The organism is Devosia submarina (assembly GCF_003056345.1).
In the GTDB taxonomy this organism is placed as follows: Bacteria; Pseudomonadota; Alphaproteobacteria; order Rhizobiales; family Devosiaceae; genus Devosia; species Devosia submarina.
Map to the genome: position 1 here is coordinate 182227 of NZ_PYWB01000003.1, position 21531 is coordinate 203757.

Consider the following 21531-nt stretch of genomic DNA (forward strand, 5'->3'; position numbering starts at 1 on the left):
GCCTTTGCGCCAGCGCCGGTTCTTGCCCGTCGCAGGGCTGCTTGTCCTCTTTCTGGCACTAGCGCCTAGCTTTGCCTTCGGGCAGGACGTGTCGATCGATTTTGGCGACGATACGACCATAACCGAACGTGCCGTCCAGATCATCGGGCTTATCACGCTCCTGTCGCTGGCGCCCTCCATCCTCGTGATGGTGACCAGCTTCACCCGCATCGTGGTGGTGCTCTCGCTCCTGCGCACCGCCATTGGCCTGCAGACCGCGCCACCCAATTCGGTCATGGTGTCGCTTGCACTTTTCCTCACCATTTTCGTGATGCAGCCCACGCTGCAGCAAACCTATGACGTCGGCATCGCACCCCTGCTGGCAGGCGATATCGAAATTGCCGAAGCCTTCGAGCTCGGCAGCGCCCCGCTGCACGAGTTCATGCGCGCCAATGTGCGCGAACAGGACCTGTCCCTGTTCTATGACCTGACCGACGCCGTCCCTCCGGACGAACCCGAAGCCATCCCGCTGCAGCTGTTGATCCCCGCCTTCATGATTTCGGAACTGCGTCGGGCCTTCGAGATCGGCTTCCTCTTGTTCCTGCCCTTTGTCGTCATCGACATGGTCGTCGCATCGGTGCTGATGGGCATGGGCATGATGATGCTCCCGCCGGTGGTGATCTCACTGCCCTTCAAGCTGATCTTCTTCGTGCTGGTGGACGGCTGGTATCTGGTTGCCGGATCGCTTGTCCGCAGCTTTGTCAGCGGAACAACAGGCGCAGGCTAATCACCCTGCGCGGGCGGCAACAGCACCCGGCTGGCTCGCTGTCATGGGCGCCAGCGCCCCACCGGAACCATAAGTCTCGCGATAGGCTGCAAGAAAGGCGTTGATCCCTTCAAGCCCTGACACTTGGCTAGCCACCGTTTTGAACTCAACGCTCGTCACCGAGATATTGCCCGTCACCAGATCGAACATAGGCCATTCCGGCGTGGTGACCATGGCCTCGCCGAACTTGGAACGCAGCCGCGCCAGTCCAAACCGGTCATCAGCCAGAACATAGCCAACGGCAGCCTTGATCAATCCCATCCGCGCCTGCTGGCTGCGCGTAATGTCACTGGGATCGGTATAAAGCGCCTCGATCATTTCGCCGGCTTGCGAATAGCGCTTGGCCTTCCACTGCGCATCGATCCGCAGCTGCGCCACATCGCTCCCTTCCATCTCCCTCAACATATTAAGGGCTAGCTGATCGCGTCCCCCGTCGATCATGGCCCGCGCTTCCAGCACCCGCCGCTGTCGTGCCAGGGTCGCGGGCATCTCGGGCAACCGCGTCGCATTGAGCACACGCAGGGCTTCTGTTGGCTTGCGATCTGCAAGGTAGATCACCGCCAGATCAGCCGCCACCTGGGTCCTCGCGACACCACGCAGCCGGTTCTCAAGCTGATACTCCAGAAGAACAGCCGCCTGGTTCAGCAGATCAACCCGCACCAAGCGCCGTGCCAAATTCCGGATCATTTCATCGCCACGCGCTCCCGGTGGCGTCAGGGCTCGGAAATCGTAGTAGAGCCCCAGCGCTTTCACCGGCGCCAAGGCATCAGCCGTACCGTTCAAAAAGAGGTCTGCAAATACTTCCTGCGCATTGTCGCGCAGAGCGTTGACTTGCGGGCTTTCAGGGTAGGTGCTGACCGCCTGCTGCACGGTTTCAAATCCGGCGCGGTAATCACCATCGCGGAAAAAGAAATCGGCAAGCATGTTGAGCATGTCAGCTTCGAGCGGATTGCCCCTCCAGAGCAAGGCTTCCGCCCCCAGGGTCTCGGCCGCCTTGTGAAGGTTGAGCTTGCCCGCCTTGTCCAGCACGTGCAGCGTGCGGAAAATCGCCTCGGCCCGAGTAGGCCGTACGTCGGCCGCAATGACTTGACCATAGATGTCGATTGCCTCGTCCGCCCGCCCCTGCAGCTCGGCAATGCGTCCATTCATAAGCAGGTAAAGGCTGGCGCCTTCGGCATCCAGACTGGTGAATTCCATGCCATCGAGCAATTGTTCGGCCATGCGAGCATCGCCCGTTTCAACAGCCGCCCGGATTGCGGCAAAGGTGAAGCGGTTCTGCACCCAAAGTGGATAGCTGGCGACAACAGGCAACGCCGCCAAGGCATCTACCTTGGCGCCCTTGAAATCGGATACATCAGCCCGGGCGATCGCGCGCCAGATCAGCGCGTCGATCTCGTTGCCGAGGGCCGCCTGGTTGAGAACATTGAGCGCATCACGGCTGCGGCCAGCCAAGGCATTCGCCATGGCGCGCGCCAGCAACATTTTGCGCGTCAGCTTGTCGTCCTTGAGCTCGGCCGCGAGCACATCGAGCACGCCGACCGCTTCAAGGCCAAACTGGTTGGCGATAAGAAACTGAGCCAGATCAAGCCGCGTCTGGTCACGCTGGCGTCCTTCGGCGCTAGCCGCCTGCATCAGCAGTTGGTTTTGCTGCTTGCCGAATTCGGCCAGGTCGCGCTGCTCCAGCCGCGCGAGGTCAACGAAGCTCCCTCGCATGGCGTCGTTGAGGCCCGTTCCTGCGACCCGCTGCCCTTCCAGTTCGGACACGGTCAATCCATCTGGGGACGAGATCACGGCAAGCGTGTTCTCGATCGCCAGATCGACATCTTCGGTCTTGGGCTTGAGCACAAGCCCATGCACACTGCGCAGGGCTGAAAAGTCCACATAATCCAGCGTGCGCGTAACCCCGCGTGCGGGTGGATAGGCCGTGACGACCTTGAGCATGTCGCCCACGACGGGATCGCGGAAGTCATGTGCCCGAGCCGGCCGCGCCACATCGGCAACCAGCTCGAAATCTCCTTCGACATCTCTGCGGCGCGACATGGTAATGGGCTCGGTCGGCGTCAGCATGATGTCGCCCAGCGACAGCACCCAGGCCATTCCTTCCGAACCCAGCGTTGCCAGCCGATCCTGCGACAGGTCGATCCGCACGACCTGCGTATCGCCGGCCGCAACCACCTCAAACGTGCTGGCGATCGCATCGAATTCTTGCGAGCGCGCGGGCGGCACGACACCAGCTACCGTGTCAAAAATCATCCAGACGCTGTCGCCCCGCCGGAACACAGCTGCAGGCGTATCCTGTTCAAATGGGAAAACCACGCGAACGGTCGAGCCAAGCACGCTGACAAACGGCTCCACCGTTTGCGTCGTCAATTGTGGTTTGAGCTTGTCGACAAAAGGCGCCGAATAGGGGGGCAGCCCGGCAGCACTGTCGCTTTCTGCCTCAAGCGGCACAAGGCTGGCAGCAGCAAAGGAAGGACGCCCCTCTCCGGCAATGTCGATGTCGAGGATCTGCTGCGCTGGCGTGTTCTGGTAAAACCGGGGCGTAACTTTTGGCGCAAGCTTGAGCGCAATCATGGTCCCGTCGGGAGTAACTTCCGGCTCCACCGCGAGGATCTCGGGCGGCAGATCGGCCAGAAGTTCGTTCAGATCAATCTCGACCGGCCATTCGAACGCGAGCATGCCCTCGTTTTCAAGCTGGGCATAATTGGCACTGGTCGGCACAGTCCAGTCGAACTGAAGGCGCAGGAAAGTAGGGTTCCGCCCGATCCGGACACTGGCCTTGGGGTCCAGCTCCGCCACTCCCTTGGCCTTACGTTCCTGCTCAGCCCGGATCGCTGCCAGCCGCGCCCGCTCAGCCAACTCATCTATGATGTCCTGTGGCAAGGTGGGAGGCATACCCTGCCAGCTTGTGGGCAGCAGGTCGATAAAGAGCTTCTCGCCCGCTTCGATCCTGTTGAACTTGAACGCGGAGCGCAGCCCGAGGCGAAGCCCCCTTCCGTCTGGATCGACCCGCGCGACCGAAAGATAATCCGGCATGGTCGAGCCGACATCAGGCAGCAGCACCGACACTTGCTCGCTGAACTCAAGGGAGAGCACGCCATTCTCGAGGCGCATCTGGTATTCCGGCAGGCTGTCGCGACCGGGGAAACTCAGTATCAGCCGGCCATAACCCGCTTCTTCGGTGGCAAAAAGCTGCCCGTCGATCTGCGCATAAGCGGATTGCACAAGGCTGGACGAGGCGAGCATAGCGCCAAGCACAAGCGCTCGTAGGGCTTTTGTCCACCCAGCCTTCTCAGCAGTCTTCACCGGCTTCTGCCCGCCCGACGCAATTCCCGTATGCCGGACTTGGCCGATTTCTGGGCCGCCATGCACGCAAGGGTACAACACTCAATGCGTGCACCCTAGCGAGCCCAGCTTAACGTCGCCTTACACTTGGGAACGCCCTACTGCCCCACGATTTGCGGCAGGGCAGCAAGGTCATCCGCCGTCATCTGCGCTGCCGGGCGGTCGGCCAGGGAGGCCATCTTGACCGTCAGCTCCTGCGCCCGGGCCGGATCCATTGCCGCCAGGATCGGCGCCATCTTTCGCGGGCTCATGGTCTTGGCTACGCGCAGGAGCACTTCCATGTCGAGATTGTTGAAAATCCCCGCGGCGTCCTTGGGCTTCATGGTTTCGTACATCGCCACAATCCCTGCGAACTGACCCGATTCCATCTCCGTACGCTGGTCCACCAAGGCTGAAATCTGCGCCTCAAGTGCTTCCAGCGTTGCCGCCCGTTCCTCGATCCGCTTTTCGGCAGCATCCACAATGGATGCGCGAAGGGCCAGATCCTGTTCGTACTTCTCCAGTGCCGTGCGCCGCTCAGCCAAACGTTCCAGCAATTGCTGTTCGCTCAACGCCGTACCGCCGCTATTGCTCAGGGGAGCAGTGCCGCCCTGGCCGTCGATCACAACGGGAATGGCGTCGCCGCTCTCCAGGCACTCCGTCATGGACTGGGCAAAGCTTGCCTCGCCTTGAGTTGCCGTTTCCGGCTCGGCACCGTGGCCGCCCTCTTCAGCGGGCGGATTGTTCAGCGTCACGACGCCATCTTCATCGATCTCTGCATCCGATTCGCGGCAAAAAGTCGTGCCCCCGTGAGCAACGGGCACTTCATGCCCGTTCTCACCGGCTGGATGTTCGGCCACATCTGCATCGTGCCCGCCTTCGGCAGCGGCTTCCCCATGTGCAACTGCTGCAGCAGGAGCGCCATGCCCACCAGCGTCGGCTTTGCCGGAAGCCAAGGTTGGGCTGGTATCAACAAGCGTTGGGCTGATATCCTCGATGGTGTGCTCGCCCGGCAGGGCCGCATCACCGCCCTCGCTCGCCTCTCCACCACTGCCATGCGCCGCCGGAGCCCCGGATGCAGCCTGTGCCACCCCAACACCGCCCAGCACATAGCCACCATTGGTGACCAGACCCAGGGTCTTGAGCACCAGCAGCGCGGCAATGGCCATCACGACGACGGGGAGCAGGCGGATCCTGTTCACGCAGCAGCTCCACGGGTCCGGACACGGCTCGACAATTGCTCAAGCGCCGACTGCACCTTGTTGGGCGTCTCAATCACTGGTTCGGCGACAACAGGGCTCTGGCGCGCTGCCGTCGTGATCTTGACGATGCGGTCCATCAGCACCGTGCCGGCATTTACATGATTGGCCAGCTCGATCCCGAAGCGCTCGGCTTCTTCCAGCCGCGTGCTCAGCGCCAGATCAGCCTCTACAGCCGTCTGCTTGAGTTCCCTGATCGCCTGATTGGCCAGATTGGTGGCGCCAACCAGATCGGCAACCATCTGCCGCAGCACGTCCTTGTCGGCATGCAGGCGCTTGAGGCGCGCATTGAGGATGACGCAATAGCCAATTGTCAGCGCCAGCAGGATGGCAACGGCAGCTTCCACGACAATTCCAAACGGCAAGCCAAACATTATTTCTGTTCCAATTTCTCATCGAGTGCTTCAAAGGCCGCCATCGTGACCTTTGGCGGATTCAGCGGCCGGGCAACCCGCACCGAAACATGATTGCCGATATGGCCCATAATGGCTTCGGTCAGCTCCACATCCCCGCAGCGCAAACGCACCGGATCACTCGGCAGGCGCTCGAACATCACCGTATCGCCCCGCTTCATGGACAACATGCGCGAAAGCGGCAAATCCTGCTCGTGCAGGATCGCCTCGATTTCCACCTCGGCCGAATAGATTTCGGTCGCCAGATGCCCTTCCCAGATCGGATCGCGCCCGAACTTTTCGCCCATGAACATCTGCAAGAGCTGCTCGCGGATCGGCTCGATGGTTGCATAGGGCAAAAGGATCTCGACCTTGCCGCCGCGATCATCCATTTCGATGCGCAGCTCGATCAGGATTGCAGCATTGGCCGGCCGTGAAATTGCAGCGAAGCGCGGATTGGTTTCCATCCGTTCGAGCTTGAAATTGACCTGAGTCACTGGCTCGAAAGCGCGATGGGTGTCCTCGAGAATGATCTCAATCATCTTGCGCGCCAGCGCCATCTCGATGGTCGTATAGGGCCGCCCCTCGACGCGGATATTGCCATTGATCCGCCGCCCGCCGAGCAGGACGTCGATCATGGAATAGATCAGGCTCGAATCGACCGTCAGCAGGCCATAATTCTCCCACTCCTCAGCCCGGATCACCGACAGGATCGCCGGCAAGGGAATGGAATTGAGATAATCGCCGAACCGCACCGAGGAGATCGAGTCCATGGTCACTTCGACATTGTCGGACGTGAAATTGCGCAAGGACGTCGTGGCCAGCCTCACGAGCCGGTCGAACACGATTTCCAGCATGGGCAGGCGTTCATAGCTCACCAGCGCCGAGTTGATCAGCGCCTGTACGCCCGTCAGTTCCACATCGTCGCCGATGCTCGCGTCGAACCCCAGGAGGCTGTCGATTTCGTCCTGGTTGAGGACGCGATCGACACCATTCTCGTCGTCGCCACCGCCCTCCAGCATGGCTGCCCATTCGGCAGCAGCTTCGGCCGCTTTTTCCTCATCGCTCTGTTCAGGAACGTCGAGCCCTACAATGGCATCGTCCAGGGTCCAATCCTCGCTCAGCTTGTCCTGCTCGCTCGACCCAGCCATTACTGCACCAGGATCTCTTTAAACAAAACGGATTCCACGCGAGAGGGATAGATCGAAACATTCACCCGGCGCAGCAGCTCTTCCTTGAGCCGGTAGATGCCCGCCGATCCTTCCAGGTCCGACCGGCGCAGCTCGCGCAGATAGACCTGGAACGCATCGACCACCTTGGCCAGGCGCGGCTGGATTTCGGTCATCATCGCCTCATCGGCCACTTCCAGCGCCACGGTGAGCTTCATCACCGCGTCGCCTTCGCCATCCTTGTTGAGGTTGATGATCATGGGCGGCAAATTGAAGATGAAGCTGTGCGGCGCCTCGATAACTGCCCCGTGTTCGCCGGCGGCATGTTCGGCCTCTGCCGTGCCTTTGCTGAGGAAAAAGAACAGCCCTGCCCCGCCCAGCACCACGACCAGCGCGGCAGCCCCGATAATGATAAAGAGCTTGGGAACGCCTTTCTTGGCTGACGCGCCTTCCCCGATGTCTGCCTCAGCGGCCATGCGAACCTGCCCAAAATAGAAGGGGTTCCGGACGATTCCGGCACAGGCTCCAGCTAAGGCCCGCATGGTTAACGAATGGTTACAATCAGGGTCTGGGCGGCAGATTTTGCCGGGTAGGTTTTGCCCGCCTACCAGACAAGTCCCCACAGACACAGCCCAACGCCTCTAAGCAGATCACTGAGATCGTTAGCGTTTTCGCTCTGGCATGGTTTCTGCAAGGTAAACGGCGAGGCAGCGGCTTGGGGAAGCGGCGGCCTTGGGGAATAGCTAACCGGGGATCAGCGATGATCGAGAATGCACAACTGATCGGCCTGTCCAGGCAGATAGGATTGCAGCGCCAGATGGACGTGGTGGCCAACAACATGGCCAACATCAACACCACGGGCTTCAAGGCCGAAAACATCCTGTTCGAGGAATATGTCATGCCGGTCGCCCGCGACCGCGACTTCCCGCGCCTCGACCAGCCCCTCTCCTATGTTCAGGACTGGGCAACCATGCATGACCTGTCCGGCGGCGCCATGGTGCAGACGGGGAGCGAGCTCGACATTGCCCTCAACGGCCCCGGCTTCTTTGCCGTGCAGACGCCTGCGGGCGAACGCTTCACCAAGGCCGGTTCTTTCCAGCTCAGCGCCAATGGCACCCTGGTCGACCTCAACGGCAACCCCGTTCTGGGCAATGGCGGCCCCATCCAGTTTGGCCCTGAAGAAACCAATATTCTGATCGGCAGCGACGGCTCGGTCAGCTCCAGCGCTGGGGCCAAGGGCAGCCTGCGCCTCGTCGAATTCGACAATCCACAAGACCTCCAGCGCGAAGGCAGCAATCTCTTCGCCGGCGGCACGCCTATGGCCGCGACGCAGACCCGCGCCATGCAGGGCTTCATCGAGAAATCCAATGTGTCCGGCATTGCCGAAATGGCCGAAATGATCCGCGTTCAACGCGCCTATGAATCGGCCGCCAACCTCTCCGCCAAGCAGGACGAGTTGCGCCGCACCGCCATCCAGCGCCTCGGCGACACCAACGCGTAAAACCCGGAACCAGTGCCATGAAAGCTCTCTACATCGCATCGACCGGCATGAGCGCGCAGGAGCGCAACGTCGAAGTCATCTCCAACAACATCGCCAACATGCGCACCACGGGCTTTAAGCGCCAGCGCGCTGAGTTCGAGGACCTCCTTTACCAGCAGATCACGCGCGCCGGCTCGCCGAGTTCCGAACAGGGTACCCAGCTCCCGTCAGGCCTCGAAATCGGCTCGGGCGTGCGCACCGTCTCCACCCCACGCATCATGAGCCAGGGCTCCATCAACGGCACCGAGCGCGAGATGGACGTTGCCATCCGTGGCGAAGGCTTCTTCATGGTGAACCTGCCCGATGGTCGCACCGCCTACACCCGCGACGGCTCCTTTGAACGGAGCCCCGAAGGCACCATCGTCACCTCGGCGGGCTATGAAGTCGACCCCGGCATCACCATTCCTGGCAACGCCACCTCTGTCGCCATCGCGCCCGACGGCACTGTCTCCGCCTATCTCGATAACGAGTCCATCCCCACCCAGCTTGGCCAGCTCCAGCTCGCGCGCTTTGTCAACAAGTCCGGCCTCGAATCCCTGGGCGACAACCTTTTCATCGAAACGGCGTCCAGTGGTCCTGCACAGGTCAGCATGCCGAACGCCGAGGGCACCGGCAATCTGCTGCAGAACTATCTCGAAATGGCCAACGTCAATTCCGTCACCGAAATCGCCGACCTCATCGCCGCCCAGCGCGCCTACGAGATGAACGCCCGCGTTATCTCGGGCGCGGACGAGATGATGCAGTCGACGAGCCAGCTGCGCTAAGGGGGAACTGAGCCATGATCATCCGTTCCGCCCTCGCCCTTCTGCTGCTCTCAAGCACAGCTTTTGCCGCACCTGTCCTCAAGCGCGAGATCACCGTATCCGGCCCGATCGTCACCGTCGGCGATATGTTCGACGATGCCGGCCTTACCGCCGAGAACCCGCTTTTCCGCGCTCCCAAGCCTGGCACCTCGGGCTTGGTGCAGCTCGCGGACATCCGCTCGGCCACCGCCCGTATCGGCATCGAAACTTTTGACGCTGCCGGGCTCGACGCTGTTCGCGTCAGCCGCGCCGCCACCATTGTGGATCAGTCCACCCTTGCCGCGCTCATCAACCAGGACCTCGCCAACCGCGGCATCATCACATCAGGCATGTCAGCAGACACGATCTTCACCACCCCCGTCACCCCCCTCAGCGCCGAAGCCATTCCCCAGCCCGCTTCGGTTGTGTCCCTGCGCTATCTCCCCGGCACAGGCGCCTTCTCTGCCCGCTTTGCCATCGCCGGCATTGAGCAGCCGCTCGACGTTTCCGGCAATATCGAAATGATGATCGAGGCTCCCCACCTCACCGGCACATTCCCCGCCGGTGCCATCCTTTCGGCCGACGACATTGCGATGCGCCCCATTCCCCTGCGCTTTGCCGAAAGCACCGGCATTGCACGGCTCGAAGACCTTGTTGGCAAGGCCCTCAAGCGTGCCAGCCGGGACGGCATGGTGCTCAAGGCCAGTGACGTCTCCTCGCCGCTCACTATTTCGAAAAACGACCTCGTCACCATCTACTTCCGCCAGGGTCCTATGACGCTCACCGTCAAGGGCCAGGCCGTCACCGGCGCCACGATTGGCGCCCCGGTACAGGTCATCAACCTCATGTCCAAGCGCGTCATCAGCGCCACCGCCATTGCCGCAGGCGCCGTCGAGGTCAGCAATGACCCGCTGACGCTTGCCGGCCTCTGAATGCTCAGGAGAAATCCAATGAAACTGATCAAGCTCGCAACCCTCCTGACCCTTGCCGCTGCCCTGGCCGGCTGCAACACCACCGACCGCCTCGCCAATGTCGGCAAGGCCCCGGTGCTGACCCCCATCACCGACCCGACCACCACGGCCGGCTATCAGCCCGTCAACATGCCCATGCCTGCGGCCATCGCCGACACCTATCAGCCCAATTCGCTCTATCGCACCTCGGCCAAGGGCTTCTTCAAGGATGAGCGCGCCCACCGCATTGGCGACATCCTGACCGTCCTTGTCACCATCGACGACAGCGCCAAGATGGCCAACAGCACGTCTTCGGGCCGCACGGCCTCCAACAGCGCCGGCATGGGCGGCATCTTCGGCACGGCCGTGACCAATATTTCGGGCGGCGCCATCGATCCTTCCGCTGCCGTCGATTTCACCTCCGGCATGCAGAACGCCGGCAACGGCTCGGTTAATCGGTCAGAGAGCCTCGAAACCTCCGTTGCAGCCGTGGTTACCCAGGTCCTGCCCAACGGCAACCTTGTGATCGAGGGCCGCCAGGAAGTCCGCGTCAATTTCGAGGTGCGCGACCTCATCGTCGCCGGCATCGTCCGCCCCTCCGACATCCAGGCCAACAACACCATCCCCTCCTCCAAAATTGCCGAGGCCCGCATCTCCTACGGCGGCCGCGGCCAGATCACCGAAGTCCAGCAGCCCCGCTACGGCCAGCAGGTGATGGACGCCATCCTCCCCTTCTAACCCCTCCCGTGCTGTGCCCTCCCCATTGCACGGTACGGCTCCCCGGCGGGCTCACATCAGGCTCAGCCCTCCCCAAAGGCGCAGCTCCCCGGCTGCGCCTTTCCCCATTCGGCGGGAACGGTTTTGACCCGACTTGGCTTAAAGAACCAAGGAGGCACGCCATGAACATGGGCAACAGCACGGGCATCGGCATCGCCATCGGTCTGGCAATAGGCACCGCCGTCGGCATCGCTCTCGACAACACAGCCCTGGGCATAGGCGCCGGCCTAGCCCTAGGCGCATCCCTGGGCGCCGCCTGGTACACCTGGAAGAGCGACAAGCCGAAGGATTGATGCTTCTTCAAGGCACAATCCCACGCCCACCATTCGTCACCCACGGGCTCGACCCGAGCGCACTACACTTTGCGAACACCCCACAGCGTCCCAAAGGCCTCATGGTGAGCCTGTCGAACCACGAGGCCGCGCGAGTGGAGGGTTTATTGCCACGCCCCCATGGTTCGACAGGCTCACCATGAGGTCTACTGAGGGGACTCAATCTATCCCCACCACCGCTCGTCACCCTGGGGCCTGACCCGAGAGCCTGCCCTCGGACTCGATCCGAGGGGCTCTGCACTTCGCCATCGCTCCGCAAGTACAGTCTCCTCGGGTCAAGCCCGAGGATGACTATCGCGGGTGTGGCAGCATTCTTCCCCACCCACCGCCCTGTCCCTCCCCTCTCAGGGGGAGGTTAGGTGGGGGTCCTCTCCGCACCCACAAATCTCAAAATCTCTCCCCCTTCTCCCCCCACCATCATCCCGCGCTAATCTCCCCTCACTGCCTTCACGAACCAGCGGGTCGCGCGAACCGGCTTGTGAAGGGGCAGATGGGGCGGGGATGTTCGTGATCCCCGTAGGCAAGCGGAAGTGTCACCAATGCCTCCGGGGGGCTCAGGGACCAGAGTCGCGCGCGCCGGAAAATCCCATCTGATGTGGCGAGGCTTTGTCTCACTACACTAAAACTTACCGGGGCAAGGCCTCGCCACATCAACGCTGTTCAAAACCGCAACCGAGGCGGCGCTTCGGCACGCCTTGCCCTTCGCTCCACCGTGTGAAAAACCTCATCGCACAAATCGGAGCCCATCATGTCATTCGAAAAACTCGATCAACTCGGCCGCAAGCTCGAAGCCCTCGAACATGCCATCTCCATCCTGGGTGCCGACGAAGCTACGCACATGGCCGTCGGCGGTGGCGAGAAGCGCGCCGAGGCCATGTCGAACCTCGCAGGCATGTACCATGCCCAGGCGACCGCCCCCGAAATCGCCGACTGGATCGAGGCCGCCCAGCCCGTAACCGAGGACCAGAAGCTCGCCCTTGCCGAGTTCAAGCGCCAATACATCAACGCCACGTGCCTGCCCACCGAGTTCGTCGAGCGTCGCACTGCCGCCAGCATGCGCTCCGAACAGCTCTGGCGCGAATTGCGCGCAAAGAACGACTGGGACAGCTTTCTGCCCGCCCTGGAAGGCGTTGTCGCCCTGGTCCGCGAAGAAGCCCAGCTCCGCGCCGAGGCTCTAGGCCTTGCGCCCTACGACGCCCTCATGGAGCAATACGATCCCGGTAACAGGACAGCCGAACTCGACCGCGTCTTTGGCGACCTTAAGACCTTCCTCAAAAGCTTCGTACCCCAAGCGCTTGATGCGCAGGAACAGCGCCTCTCCCAGCGACCGCGCAAAGCTCTCAACGGCCCCTACCCCATCGAACAGCAGCGCGAGCTTGGCCTTGCCGCCATGCGTGCCGTTGGCTTCGATTTCACCCACGGCTCGCTCGCCGTCTCGCACCACCCCTTCTGCGGCGGCGTGCCGACCGACGTGCGCATGACGACGCGCTATCGCACCGACGAGTTCCTATCCTCGCTCATGGGCGTCCTCCACGAAACCGGCCATGCCCTTTACGAGCAAGGCTTGCCCAAGGAATGGTCGCACTGGCCACTGGGCAAGGCGCGCGGCATGGGCATCCATGAGTCCCAATCCCTGTTCGTCGAAATGCAGCTTTCCCGCAGCCCCGAGTTCTGGGAATTCATGCTGCCGCTCGTGCATCTGCACCTCGGTCAAGACGCCATCCCGGGCTGGGACGTCGCCGACGTGCTCAACGAAGTGAACTTCGTGCAGCGCGGCTATATCCGCGTCGATGCCGACGAGGTCACCTACCCCCTCCACGTCATCCTGCGCTACGAACTGGAACAGGATCTCGTCAACGGCAAGCTTGAAGCCAGCCATATCCCGGAAGCCTGGGACGCCAAGATGACTGAATATCTGGGCCTTTCCACCATCAACGACCCCAAGGACGGCCCCATGCAGGACGTCCACTGGCCCAGCGGCGCCTTCGGCTATTTCCCAAGCTACACCCTGGGCGCCATGATCGCCGCCCAGCAATGGGCCGCCCTCGAAAAAACGCAGCCCAATGTCCGCGAAGCCATTCGCCAGGGCGATTTCACCGGCGTCAACCAATGGCGCGCCGACAACATCTGGTCCCAGGGCTCCCGCTACTCCACCCCCGACCTCATCACCCGCGCCACCGGCGAACCCCTCAACGCCGACTACTTCAAAGCACATGTTACGAAGCGCTATCTGGCATGAGCTGCGGCGTCTCAGTCGACACCCTCCCCCTTGCGGGGAGGGATCAAGGGTGGGAGGCGATTGGCCCCAATGACCGGGCCAGCCCACACCTCCTCCTAGCCTCCCCCGGCAAGGGGGAGGTACCCTCCGGTGCATAGTAGAGCAGGTGGCAAAGCTTGACATCCCCTTCCCCATCCCTATCCTCCCCTCATCCGCAGCAATGACCGGACGGTACCCCATGGATTTCCACTTGAACGACTGCCTCGCCCGCATCGCTCACCTGGACTCCACCCATGCCTGCCTCCGTTTCCCTGCACGACCTCAGCTATTCGACGCCTGACAACCAGCCCCTCTTTTCCAGCCTCAACCTGTCCTTCGGCTCCGGCCGCACAGGGCTGATCGGCCGCAACGGCACCGGCAAGTCCACCCTGCTGCGCATCATCGCCGGGCTTATCCCCCTGTCCTCCGGATCGGTTACGATCACCGGAACGCTTGGCATGCTCGACCAAACCGTACAGGTCACCGCGCAAACCATGGCGGACCATCTCGGAGTACGGGAGCCCTTGGCCATACTCGATCGTCTTGAACAGGGCCTGGGCACCGCCGAGGATGCTGCAGAAGCTGACTGGAGCCTTCTGGGCGACATCGACACCACCCTCGCCGAACTGGGCCTGCCGCCATTCGATCCCGACCGGCCAATCGACACCCTCAGCGGCGGCCAGCGTACCCGCGTGGCGCTTGCACGCCTCCTGCTCGATCGCCCCGACATCATCCTCCTCGATGAACCCACCAACAACCTCGACGCCGAAGGCCGGCAGGCTGTGGCCGACCTGCTCCGTCGCTGGCGCGGCGCCGCCATCGTTGTCAGCCACGATCGGGCCCTGCTGCGCAAGATGGATGCCATAGTCGAGCTGACCTTGCTTGGCGCCACGACCTATGGCGGCAATTGGGATCATTACGCTGAACGCAAGGCCCTCGAACTCGCTGCCGCCGAACACGACCTCTCTACCGCCGAACGCCGCGTCGCCGAGATCGACCGCAAGATCCAAGCCGTCGCCGAGCGCAAAGCGCACAAGGACAGTGCCGGCAAGCGCAAGGCTAGAAGGGGTGACATCCCCAAGATTTTGCTGGGCGGCATGAAGGAAAACGCTGAAAACACCAGCGCAGCTGGCGTCCGCCTCGCTGGCCGCTTGCGCGAGGAGGCTGCCGAAGCCGCTAGCGAAGCACGCAGCAAGATCGAAATCTTGGCGCCCCTTTCAGTGACCCTGACCGCGACCGATCTGCCTGCTGGTCGGACAGTCCTTCAAGCCGATAATCTCTGCGGCGGTCCGGACCCGGCCATGCCGATCATCCGCCATCTCTCCCTCACCCTCACCGGCCCCGAGCGCGTCGCCATCACCGGACCAAACGGCTCCGGCAAGACAACGCTGCTGCGCCTGCTCACCGGAGCCCTGCCGCCCATCAATGGAACAGCGCGCATCAACATTCCCTTCGCCCTGCTCGACCAGACCGTGAGCCTGCTTGATCCAGTGCTCGACATCCGCGAGAACTTCCGCCGCCTCAACCCCCAAGCCGACGAGAACACTTGCCGCGCCGCCCTCGCCCGTTTCATGTTCCGCGCTGATGCGGCGCTTCAGCCAGTCGGCACCCTCAGCGGTGGCGAAACCCTGCGCGCGGGCCTCGCCTGCACCATTGGCGGCAACACTCCGCCGCAATTGCTGATCCTCGACGAACCCACCAATCATCTCGATATCCACGCCATCGAACAGGTGGAAGCAGGCCTGCGCGCCTATGGTGGCGCCCTCCTTGTCGTCAGCCATGACGCCGATTTTCTCCGGCACATCGGCATCAATCGAACCATCAACCTGGCACAGGCGGAGGGAAAATCGACGATGAACGATTTCTGAACTGCAGGTTCAGCCCCCGTTCCGGCTCTCCTGCTTAAACCAATCCTCATCGGCACCAAGCGCTCGGAGGGAGCGCTGCCAAACAGGAGAGTTCAAATGAAGCGCATCGTCATCAGCACAGCCATCGCTGCCATGTTTGCCGTCACCGCGGCTCCCGCAATGGCCGGCGGCTTCTGGGTCCACCAATCCGGCTATGGCAATTCCACCGGCGGCAATCAGAATGGCTGGAACAATCGTTATTCCGTTCAGCAAACCGGCAAGTGGAATTCTCAGGTCGGGCAGCAATGGGGCAAAAACAATGTCGGCGCCGTGGGCCAGGAAGGGCGCAGAAATTCCGCCGACACCTGGCAGCGCGGCAACAACAATGCCGCAGGTGTCGGCCAGTTCGGCAACAATCACCGCACCATGATCACCCAGGATGGCAATGGCAACATCGTCGCCGGCGTCCAGGTCGGCAACAATTGCAGCGCCGATGTCACCCAGGTCGGCTCGGGCAATGTCACGGCCTTCGTCCAGGCTTGCCCCTGAACCCTCTGATTTCCGCCCCATTGCCGGAAGGGAGCGCCCTTCCGGATCGCCGAAGCCCCTGGGAGGACCAGATGAATACCCAGCTTAAACTCAGCGCCGCCGCCGTCCTTGCCCTTGGGCTCGGAGCATTCGCTGCAACCAGCGGCATGGCTAACCCTGCCGGAAGCTCCGCCCAATGCGGCGTCCTCATCTCAACCAGCAACGGCATGCTGGTGCTCGAGGGCTCCCTTCTGAGCCCCGTTCCCCTTCAGGGCGCATACCAGTTCAAGGTCCAGAGTTCAGGCGGCGGTGGCAACACAAACATCAGCCAAGGCAGCGATTTTTCTGCCGCGGCAAACCAGCGAACCACGCTGGGCAAGGTGATGATCAACGCCGGCTCCAACTACAAAGTGGACCTCGCCGTCACCGCCAATGGCAAGCGTCTCGATTGTGACCATGAACTATCCCGCTTGCTTTGAGGTCACCTACAGCATTTCTCGGAGGGTTCCAGGCAACTGGAGCCCTTTTGCGTCTGGAACTACGGCCCCTCGCTGAACCCATTCTGAACACCCTGCTCCAGACCTGTTCAGCTGCCCCAAGCTAGTTTCTCCCCATAGGCTGAAACACCAGCACAATGCACTCAAACGGGAGACACACCATGACGATCAAGTTCCCCAGGATCTTCGCTGCCACTCTTGCTGCTACGCTGATCGGCATTGCCAGTCTGCCCGCTCCCGCCATGGCTGGCGGCCAACTTTCGGTAACCTACTCGCCATCCAACCCCGACCAGCAGCGTGCACTGGGCCTGGGACTTTCGGTCTACTCGCTCATCAAGGGCGTGAAATCAGGCGGAGCCTACGTCAGCCAGCGTGGCAACAACAATTCTGCCGGCGGAGCGCAGAACGGCTGGGGCCACAACGGCATCATCGTTCAGAAGGGCAATAACCACACCGGCGCCGTTCAGCAGAACGGCAACAACAATTCATGCGGCCTGTTTCAATTCGGCAAGAACACAAATGCCGCCTGCAGCCAGAATGGCAATGGTCAATCCAGCCTCACCACGGTGTTCGGCTTCTGAATGGGTCAACTCAAAACGAAAAAGGCCCGCATCGTTGCGGGCCATTATTCGTGCGTGACGATCATTCGTCGCGATAAACCTTTTCGCGTCGTTCATGCATCTCCTGGGCTTCAAGGCTCAAGGTTGCAATCGGGCGGGCATCCAGCCGGGCAATACCGATCGGGTCGCCGGTTTCCTCGCAATAGCCATAGGTGCCATCGTCAATGCGCTTCAGCGCTGCATCGATCTTGGCGATCAGCTTGCGCTGGCGATCGCGTGTCCGCAGTTCCAGCGAACGATCGCTTTCCGAGCTTGCCCGGTCGGCCATGTCTGGATGGTTTTGCGACTCTTCCTGCAAGTTCTCGAGTGTTTCCCGGCTCTCGCGAAGAATATCTTCCTTCCAAGTGTTCAACTTGTTTCGGAAATAGTCCCGCTGGCGCGGGTTCATGAACGGCTCGTCGTCACTGGGCCGGTATTCAATTACGTCAGCAACCGAAGACATTAGTGGACTCAACTCCCAATGCGCCCCTAAGGCCGCCTATATATGCGCGTGCGAAGGGCCGGGCAAGCGCACAAATCGACGGTGATTAACACGTAAACTGCCCGGCCCCTCAGGCGAATAGCCCGGCAGTGACAACAATTTGATGAAAGGGCTCATGCTGGAAAGCGCCCGAACTTTGCCAATTCCACCCGAACCCGCAACTCGATCTCGTCAAGTACAGCATCAAGCCCAGGCAGGGACTGCTCGCGCACCTCATCGAGCATGGACGCCAACCGGTCGAGCCGCTCGAAACTCACCCGCCCAAGCAGCAGATCCGCCTTGATCTCGTCCAGCGTATCAAGCAGCGACTGCCCGCGCCGCACTGCTTTCTTCTTTCCCTCCAGCGGCCCACCTACAGCTTGGAGCGCCAGCAACGCATCGAGCCCTCCCACCCCGGCCATATGCACCGAGGGTGCGGTTCTTGCTGGTCCGCTCATCCCAGCAGGCACGAAGTCCGCGCCTGATCCCGCTCGCCCGGCCAATCCGCTCCTGCTCATGCCGGAAGTCCGGCCCGTACCATTGATGCGCAAAGGGAAACTCAAATCAGTTCGCTGCCAGTCGGCAAATTCTGCCCATAACGGTTAACAGCCCCTTAACGAACCCGGCAAGAACTGCTCACCCCTCTTTCTCCCCGCCCCTCGAGGCAGGAATATACTCGCCCATCCAAGGGGTTATGCAGCGGCGGGGAGGTTGGCACGGTTTTCGCAAAGTACCAGCCGAAGCGCCGCCCCCAAGGCGCGGCACCGATGGGAAAGCTATGAACAAGCATTGGATTTGGACAGTTCTGGCAGCTGCCACAAGCGTTGCAATGATCCTTGCGCCAGTTAGCGACGCCTTTGCGGCGGCCGCTCGCATCAAGGACATTGTCGACTTCGAAGGCATTCGCGAGAACCAGCTCGTCGGCTATGGTCTCGTGGTTGGCCTGAACGGCACCGGCGATAGCCTCAACAATTCGCCCTTCACCAAGCAATCCCTCCAATCCATGCTGGAACGCTTGGGCGTCAACACAGCCGGCGAAAACGTGCGCACCGCCAATGTTGCCGCGGTTATGGTCACCGCCAATCTGCCGCCCTTCGCCACCCAGGGCTCGCGCATGGACGTTTCAGTTGCAGCGCTGGGCGACAGCGACAGCCTCCAGGGCGGCACGCTCCTTGTCACCCCGCTCCTGGGCGCCGACGGCGAGGTCTATGCCATTGCCCAGGGCCCCGTTAGCATCAACGGCTTCAAGGCCGAGGGGGACGCCGCCAGCATTATTTCGGGCGTGCCGACCACCGGCCGCATTTCCTCCGGAGCCCTGGTCGAGCGCGAGATCGACTTCCACCTCGGCTCGCAAACCTCCCTGCGCCTTGCCTTGCGCAATCCCGACCTCACCACCGCCCGCCGCATTGCCCTCGCAGTCAACGACTTCATTGGCGCCCCCACTGCGACGCCCGAAGATCCCGCAACCGTCCGCCTCACCCTGCCCCCTGGCTTCAACGGCAACATCGTAGACCTGCTCACCGACATTGAGCAGCTCATGGTCCAAACCGACCAGAATGCTAAGATCGTCATAGACGAGAATTCCGGCATCATCGTCATGGGCAAGGATGTCCGCGTCTCGAGCGTTGCCGTGGCACAGTCCAATCTCACCGTAACCATTGCCGAAGATCCAACCGTCGTTCAGCCCGAGCCCCTCAGCAATGGCGTCACGGCGGTGGAGCCTAACACCACGCTCAACGCCAATCTCTCAGACACAGCCCTAGCCGTGGTGAACGAATCCGTGACGCTCCAGCAATTGGTCGACGGTCTGAATGCCCTTGGAATAGCTCCGCGCGACCTGATCGCGATCCTCCAGGCCATAAAGGCTACCGGCGCCCTTCAGGCCGAAATCGAGGTGCTTTGATGATTACCCAAGTCGCACCAAAACCCAGCACGCTCAGTTTCGACCAGATCGCACAGGTCCGCCGGCAAGCAGAAGAATTCGAGGGAATCTTCCTCAACACGCTGACCAAGCAGATGTTCTCGAGCATCAAGACCGACGAGAGCGCCATGGGCGGCGGCTTCGGTGAGCAGACCTGGCGTTCCATGCAGGCCGAACAGCTTGCCGCCACTATGTCCCAGAACGGCGGTCTCGGCGTAGCCGAGCAATTGCTGCCCGATCTTCTGGCGCTCCAGGAAGCTGCCAACACCCAGAACAATATTTTGCCCAAGGGAACCTACAAATGACCGCAGCCGCACGCCTTGCCGCGCTCGATAGCCTGCCGGCTGACGAACTGTGCCAGATGGCCGAAGCCACACTCGCTGCCCTGGTAGACGTCATGAACCAGGAAACCACGCTCCTGCGCGCCGGCCACATGCGCCAAGCCAGCACCCTAACACCCGAGAAGACCCGCCTCGCTCAGGACTATGTCGGCTTCGCCCGCTCCGTTCAGCGCCAATCCGCGCGCCTGCACCAGCAAGCCCCCGAAGCCGTCGCAAGCTTGCGCAAAGGCCACGAACGTCTCGCCACCCAAATGGCCGAAAACCTGCGCGTGCTTGCTACCTCTCGCACCGTTACCGAGGACCTACTCACCGACGTCGCTAAGATCGTCGGCCAGCAAGACCGCGCCAAGACCTATGGCTATGGCGGTGCCATCAAGGCCGACCCGTCCACCTCCGCCCGGGGCATCGCAATCAACCGCGCGCTGTGATGCTAAGAACTTGATTCAACTTGCAGCTGATCTTCTAATTTCGGTTCAAACAATGCGTGATCACACTTCCCATTGGCATTGCTAGATGCAGGGAAGCGCCGTGATCATTGCACCACCTTGGGGATTGGCTGCGTCAACAGTTCCGAGCACGTCTGCCCATCGCTCCCGATCAGCGTCTACCACCCGCACCATCTTGCCAAGCAGCACGCCCGCGACATCAGAGACTGCAGCCCTCGGCACCGACCTACCCGAAGAGTCAACCGTCCATGAGCCTCTGTCCTTGGACAACGAACCCTCCGCAGCGTTTGCTGCTGCCATTCTTTCCAGCGCTCCCGGCTCCACGCTGCGCGCATCGGAAGAGCTCTTCAAGCAGATTGGCTCGAACGCCGCTCCGGACGCATTCGAGGGCCGGCTGAAGGACCTCACGGCTTAGTTGCACCGGCATTCGGACAAAGCCTTTTCTTTTCCCCTGCTCCCGCTACAAGCGCACAATGCTGCTCAGGGCGAGCGGTGAAGGAGCGTCAGCATGGCACTAAAGGTTGAACTCAGGCCGGGCGAGAAGCTGTTGGTGGGCCAATGCATCATCACAAATTCCGACCAGAGGGCGCGGCTTTTTATAGAAGGCCAGGCCCCGATTTTGCGGGAAAAGGACATCCTGACGCCTGACACCGCCGACACTCCTGCCAAGCGCGTCTATTTCGCTGTGCAGCTCATGTATATCCAAGAGGATATAGATACGCTGCGCGAACAATATTTTAGGCTCATCAATGACTTCGTGGCTGCGGCGCCCTCCACCGTGGCGATCGCGGACCGTATAAATAACGAGATATTAACCGGAAATCTGTACAAAGCTCTCAAGACAGCGAAAGAGCTGATCCAGTACGAACAGGACTTGTTTGAGCATGCAGCATTACGGCGCGGCAGCCTACCAGACGACGGCCAAGACAGTTGAATCTCCCCGCGAACGTGAAGCCGCACTCCTGATCAAGGCCGCAGCCTCGATCCAGTCCGTGCGTGACAATTGGCTGGAAGATGCCGAGGCGCTCAAGACGGCGCTGACCTTCAACCGCAAATTGTGGACCATCTTCATGACGTCCGTTACGCGCGAAGACAACGCTCTGTCTGCTCCGATCCGCCAGAACATCGCAAACCTGGGCATCTATATTCTCAACGAGACGCGCGAGATCCTGCTTGATCCCGTCTCGCCCGCCCGCCTTGATCCGCTGATCAACATCAACCGCCAGCTCGCCGCAGGCCTGCGCGGCAACTGACACAAAGAACTCCTCCCAATAAAAAGCCCCG

General features: G+C 61.5%; 24 protein-coding genes. 17 read left to right on the top strand and 7 right to left on the bottom strand.

The genetic code is table 11. The features are described from left to right. The first annotated feature begins 4 nt into the window (after window positions 1-4). Window positions 5-766, top strand: coding sequence for a flagellar type III secretion system pore protein FliP (fliP, locus tag DDE77_RS05605; RefSeq protein ID WP_108396455.1), 762 nt, complete (start codon window positions 5-7; stop codon window positions 764-766). Here the strand turns inward: fliP and DDE77_RS05610 are convergent, their stop codons facing one another. From DDE77_RS05610 to DDE77_RS05630, 5 genes are all read right to left on the bottom strand, one after another. Further along, the gene (locus DDE77_RS05610; RefSeq protein WP_157959687.1) at window positions 767-4111 is read right to left on the bottom strand and encodes a tetratricopeptide repeat protein; all 3345 of its coding nucleotides are present in this window, start codon (window positions 4109-4111) and stop codon (window positions 767-769) included. A 137-nt stretch (window positions 4112-4248) separates the two neighbouring features. Then, a complete protein-coding gene (locus tag DDE77_RS05615; RefSeq protein WP_108396457.1) occupies window positions 4249-5331 on the bottom strand; it encodes a MotE family protein in 1083 nt (360 codons plus the stop codon). Then, window positions 5328-5762 carry a DUF6468 domain-containing protein gene (locus DDE77_RS05620; RefSeq protein ID WP_108396458.1) on the bottom strand — a complete coding sequence of 145 codons (435 nt, stop codon included), beginning with the start codon at window positions 5760-5762 and terminating at the stop codon, window positions 5328-5330. The genes DDE77_RS05615 and DDE77_RS05620 overlap by 4 nt, the downstream gene beginning before the upstream one ends. Further along, a complete protein-coding gene (gene fliM, locus DDE77_RS05625; RefSeq protein WP_108396459.1) occupies window positions 5762-6931 on the bottom strand; it encodes a flagellar motor switch protein FliM in 1170 nt (389 codons plus the stop codon). The genes DDE77_RS05620 and fliM overlap by 1 nt, the downstream gene beginning before the upstream one ends. After that, window positions 6931-7425: a flagellar basal body-associated FliL family protein gene (locus DDE77_RS05630; RefSeq protein ID WP_108396460.1), complete on the bottom strand. Its 495-nt coding sequence runs from the start codon at window positions 7423-7425 to the stop codon at window positions 6931-6933. The genes fliM and DDE77_RS05630 overlap by 1 nt, the downstream gene beginning before the upstream one ends. 287 nt (window positions 7426-7712) lie before the next feature. Here DDE77_RS05630 and flgF point away from each other — a divergent pair, with 287 nt between their 5' ends. The 10 genes from flgF (at window position 7713) to DDE77_RS05675 (ending at window position 17040) form a co-directional block, all read left to right on the top strand. Beyond that, a complete protein-coding gene (flgF, locus tag DDE77_RS05635; RefSeq protein WP_108396616.1) occupies window positions 7713-8450 on the top strand; it encodes a flagellar basal-body rod protein FlgF in 738 nt (245 codons plus the stop codon). Window positions 8451-8467: 17 nt separating this feature from the next. Further along, on the top strand, window positions 8468-9253 hold the full coding sequence (gene flgG, locus DDE77_RS05640) for a flagellar basal-body rod protein FlgG (RefSeq protein ID WP_108396461.1): 786 nt from the start codon (window positions 8468-8470) through the stop codon (window positions 9251-9253). A gap of 14 nt (window positions 9254-9267) precedes the next feature. After that, entirely contained in the window at window positions 9268-10203 is a 936-nt protein-coding gene (gene flgA / locus DDE77_RS05645) for a flagellar basal body P-ring formation chaperone FlgA (RefSeq protein ID WP_108396462.1), read from the top strand. Window positions 10204-10221: 18 nt separating this feature from the next. Continuing rightward, entirely contained in the window at window positions 10222-10959 is a 738-nt protein-coding gene (flgH, locus tag DDE77_RS05650; protein WP_245895103.1) for a flagellar basal body L-ring protein FlgH, read from the top strand. Between the two features lie 161 nt (window positions 10960-11120). Beyond that, window positions 11121-11291: a glycine zipper domain-containing protein gene (locus DDE77_RS19660; RefSeq protein WP_170116483.1), complete on the top strand. Its 171-nt coding sequence runs from the start codon at window positions 11121-11123 to the stop codon at window positions 11289-11291. Between the two features lie 787 nt (window positions 11292-12078). Then, complete coding sequence (locus DDE77_RS05655; RefSeq protein ID WP_108396464.1) at window positions 12079-13569, top strand: carboxypeptidase M32; 1491 nt, start codon at window positions 12079-12081, stop codon at window positions 13567-13569. Between the two features lie 272 nt (window positions 13570-13841). Further along, window positions 13842-15455, top strand: coding sequence for an ABC-F family ATP-binding cassette domain-containing protein (locus DDE77_RS05660; RefSeq protein ID WP_108396465.1), 1614 nt, complete (start codon window positions 13842-13844; stop codon window positions 15453-15455). A 96-nt stretch (window positions 15456-15551) separates the two neighbouring features. Next, window positions 15552-15983 (top strand): curlin, encoded by a 432-nt coding sequence (locus DDE77_RS05665; RefSeq protein WP_108396466.1) that lies wholly within the window; start codon window positions 15552-15554, stop codon window positions 15981-15983. A 71-nt stretch (window positions 15984-16054) separates the two neighbouring features. After that, window positions 16055-16441, top strand: coding sequence for a curli-like amyloid fiber formation chaperone CsgH (csgH, locus tag DDE77_RS05670; protein WP_108396467.1), 387 nt, complete (start codon window positions 16055-16057; stop codon window positions 16439-16441). Between the two features lie 179 nt (window positions 16442-16620). Then, window positions 16621-17040: a curlin gene (locus DDE77_RS05675; RefSeq protein ID WP_108396468.1), complete on the top strand. Its 420-nt coding sequence runs from the start codon at window positions 16621-16623 to the stop codon at window positions 17038-17040. Window positions 17041-17101: 61 nt separating this feature from the next. On the opposite strand, the gene dksA is transcribed toward DDE77_RS05675, so the two are convergent. Together dksA and DDE77_RS05685 are read right to left on the bottom strand one after the other, a co-directional pair. Then, on the bottom strand, window positions 17102-17521 hold the full coding sequence (gene dksA / locus DDE77_RS05680) for an RNA polymerase-binding protein DksA (RefSeq protein ID WP_108396469.1): 420 nt from the start codon (window positions 17519-17521) through the stop codon (window positions 17102-17104). A 152-nt stretch (window positions 17522-17673) separates the two neighbouring features. Next, window positions 17674-18102, bottom strand: a complete 429-nt coding sequence (locus DDE77_RS05685) for a flagellar assembly protein FliX (protein WP_342748546.1) — start codon at window positions 18100-18102, stop codon at window positions 17674-17676. A 266-nt stretch (window positions 18103-18368) separates the two neighbouring features. Between DDE77_RS05685 and DDE77_RS05690 the strand changes: the two genes are divergently transcribed. The 6 genes from DDE77_RS05690 (at window position 18369) to flaF (ending at window position 21500) form a co-directional block, all read left to right on the top strand. Beyond that, entirely contained in the window at window positions 18369-19442 is a 1074-nt protein-coding gene (locus DDE77_RS05690) for a flagellar basal body P-ring protein FlgI (RefSeq protein ID WP_108396617.1), read from the top strand. Continuing rightward, window positions 19442-19765 carry a rod-binding protein gene (locus DDE77_RS05695; protein WP_108396471.1) on the top strand — a complete coding sequence of 108 codons (324 nt, stop codon included), beginning with the start codon at window positions 19442-19444 and terminating at the stop codon, window positions 19763-19765. The genes DDE77_RS05690 and DDE77_RS05695 overlap by 1 nt, the downstream gene beginning before the upstream one ends. Further along, window positions 19762-20229 carry a hypothetical protein gene (locus DDE77_RS05700; protein ID WP_108396472.1) on the top strand — a complete coding sequence of 156 codons (468 nt, stop codon included), beginning with the start codon at window positions 19762-19764 and terminating at the stop codon, window positions 20227-20229. The genes DDE77_RS05695 and DDE77_RS05700 overlap by 4 nt, the downstream gene beginning before the upstream one ends. Window positions 20230-20509: 280 nt before the next feature. Further along, a complete protein-coding gene (locus DDE77_RS19405) occupies window positions 20510-20662 on the top strand; it encodes a hypothetical protein (protein ID WP_157959688.1) in 153 nt (50 codons plus the stop codon). Window positions 20663-20755: 93 nt separating this feature from the next. Then, window positions 20756-21181, top strand: a complete 426-nt coding sequence (flbT, locus tag DDE77_RS05705; RefSeq protein ID WP_108396473.1) for a flagellar biosynthesis repressor FlbT — start codon at window positions 20756-20758, stop codon at window positions 21179-21181. Then, window positions 21132-21500, top strand: a complete 369-nt coding sequence (gene flaF, locus DDE77_RS05710; protein WP_108396474.1) for a flagellar biosynthesis regulator FlaF — start codon at window positions 21132-21134, stop codon at window positions 21498-21500. Before flbT ends, flaF begins: the two co-directional genes overlap by 50 nt. Window positions 21501-21531: the final 31 nt, after the last annotated feature.

Coding starts and splice junctions, on each gene's coding strand:
- DDE77_RS05630 (WP_108396460.1), bottom strand. CDS start 7,425: ATGGCCGCTGAGGCAGACATCGGGGAAGGCGCGTCAGCCAAGAAAGGC.
- flgA (WP_108396462.1), top strand. CDS start 9,268: ATGATCATCCGTTCCGCCCTCGCCCTTCTGCTGCTCTCAAGCACAGCT.
- DDE77_RS19660 (WP_170116483.1), top strand. CDS start 11,121: ATGAACATGGGCAACAGCACGGGCATCGGCATCGCCATCGGTCTGGCA.
- flgH (WP_245895103.1), top strand. CDS start 10,222: ATGAAACTGATCAAGCTCGCAACCCTCCTGACCCTTGCCGCTGCCCTG.
- fliM (WP_108396459.1), bottom strand. CDS start 6,931: ATGGCTGGGTCGAGCGAGCAGGACAAGCTGAGCGAGGATTGGACCCTG.
- DDE77_RS05660 (WP_108396465.1), top strand. CDS start 13,842: ATGCCTGCCTCCGTTTCCCTGCACGACCTCAGCTATTCGACGCCTGAC.
- DDE77_RS05665 (WP_108396466.1), top strand. CDS start 15,552: ATGAAGCGCATCGTCATCAGCACAGCCATCGCTGCCATGTTTGCCGTC.
- dksA (WP_108396469.1), bottom strand. CDS start 17,521: ATGTCTTCGGTTGCTGACGTAATTGAATACCGGCCCAGTGACGACGAG.
- flgG (WP_108396461.1), top strand. CDS start 8,468: ATGAAAGCTCTCTACATCGCATCGACCGGCATGAGCGCGCAGGAGCGC.
- flaF (WP_108396474.1), top strand. CDS start 21,132: ATGCAGCATTACGGCGCGGCAGCCTACCAGACGACGGCCAAGACAGTT.
- DDE77_RS05690 (WP_108396617.1), top strand. CDS start 18,369: ATGATCCTTGCGCCAGTTAGCGACGCCTTTGCGGCGGCCGCTCGCATC.
- DDE77_RS05675 (WP_108396468.1), top strand. CDS start 16,621: ATGACGATCAAGTTCCCCAGGATCTTCGCTGCCACTCTTGCTGCTACG.
- flbT (WP_108396473.1), top strand. CDS start 20,756: ATGGCACTAAAGGTTGAACTCAGGCCGGGCGAGAAGCTGTTGGTGGGC.
- DDE77_RS05655 (WP_108396464.1), top strand. CDS start 12,079: ATGTCATTCGAAAAACTCGATCAACTCGGCCGCAAGCTCGAAGCCCTC.
- DDE77_RS05620 (WP_108396458.1), bottom strand. CDS start 5,762: ATGTTTGGCTTGCCGTTTGGAATTGTCGTGGAAGCTGCCGTTGCCATC.
- DDE77_RS05695 (WP_108396471.1), top strand. CDS start 19,442: ATGATTACCCAAGTCGCACCAAAACCCAGCACGCTCAGTTTCGACCAG.
- csgH (WP_108396467.1), top strand. CDS start 16,055: ATGAATACCCAGCTTAAACTCAGCGCCGCCGCCGTCCTTGCCCTTGGG.
- DDE77_RS05700 (WP_108396472.1), top strand. CDS start 19,762: ATGACCGCAGCCGCACGCCTTGCCGCGCTCGATAGCCTGCCGGCTGAC.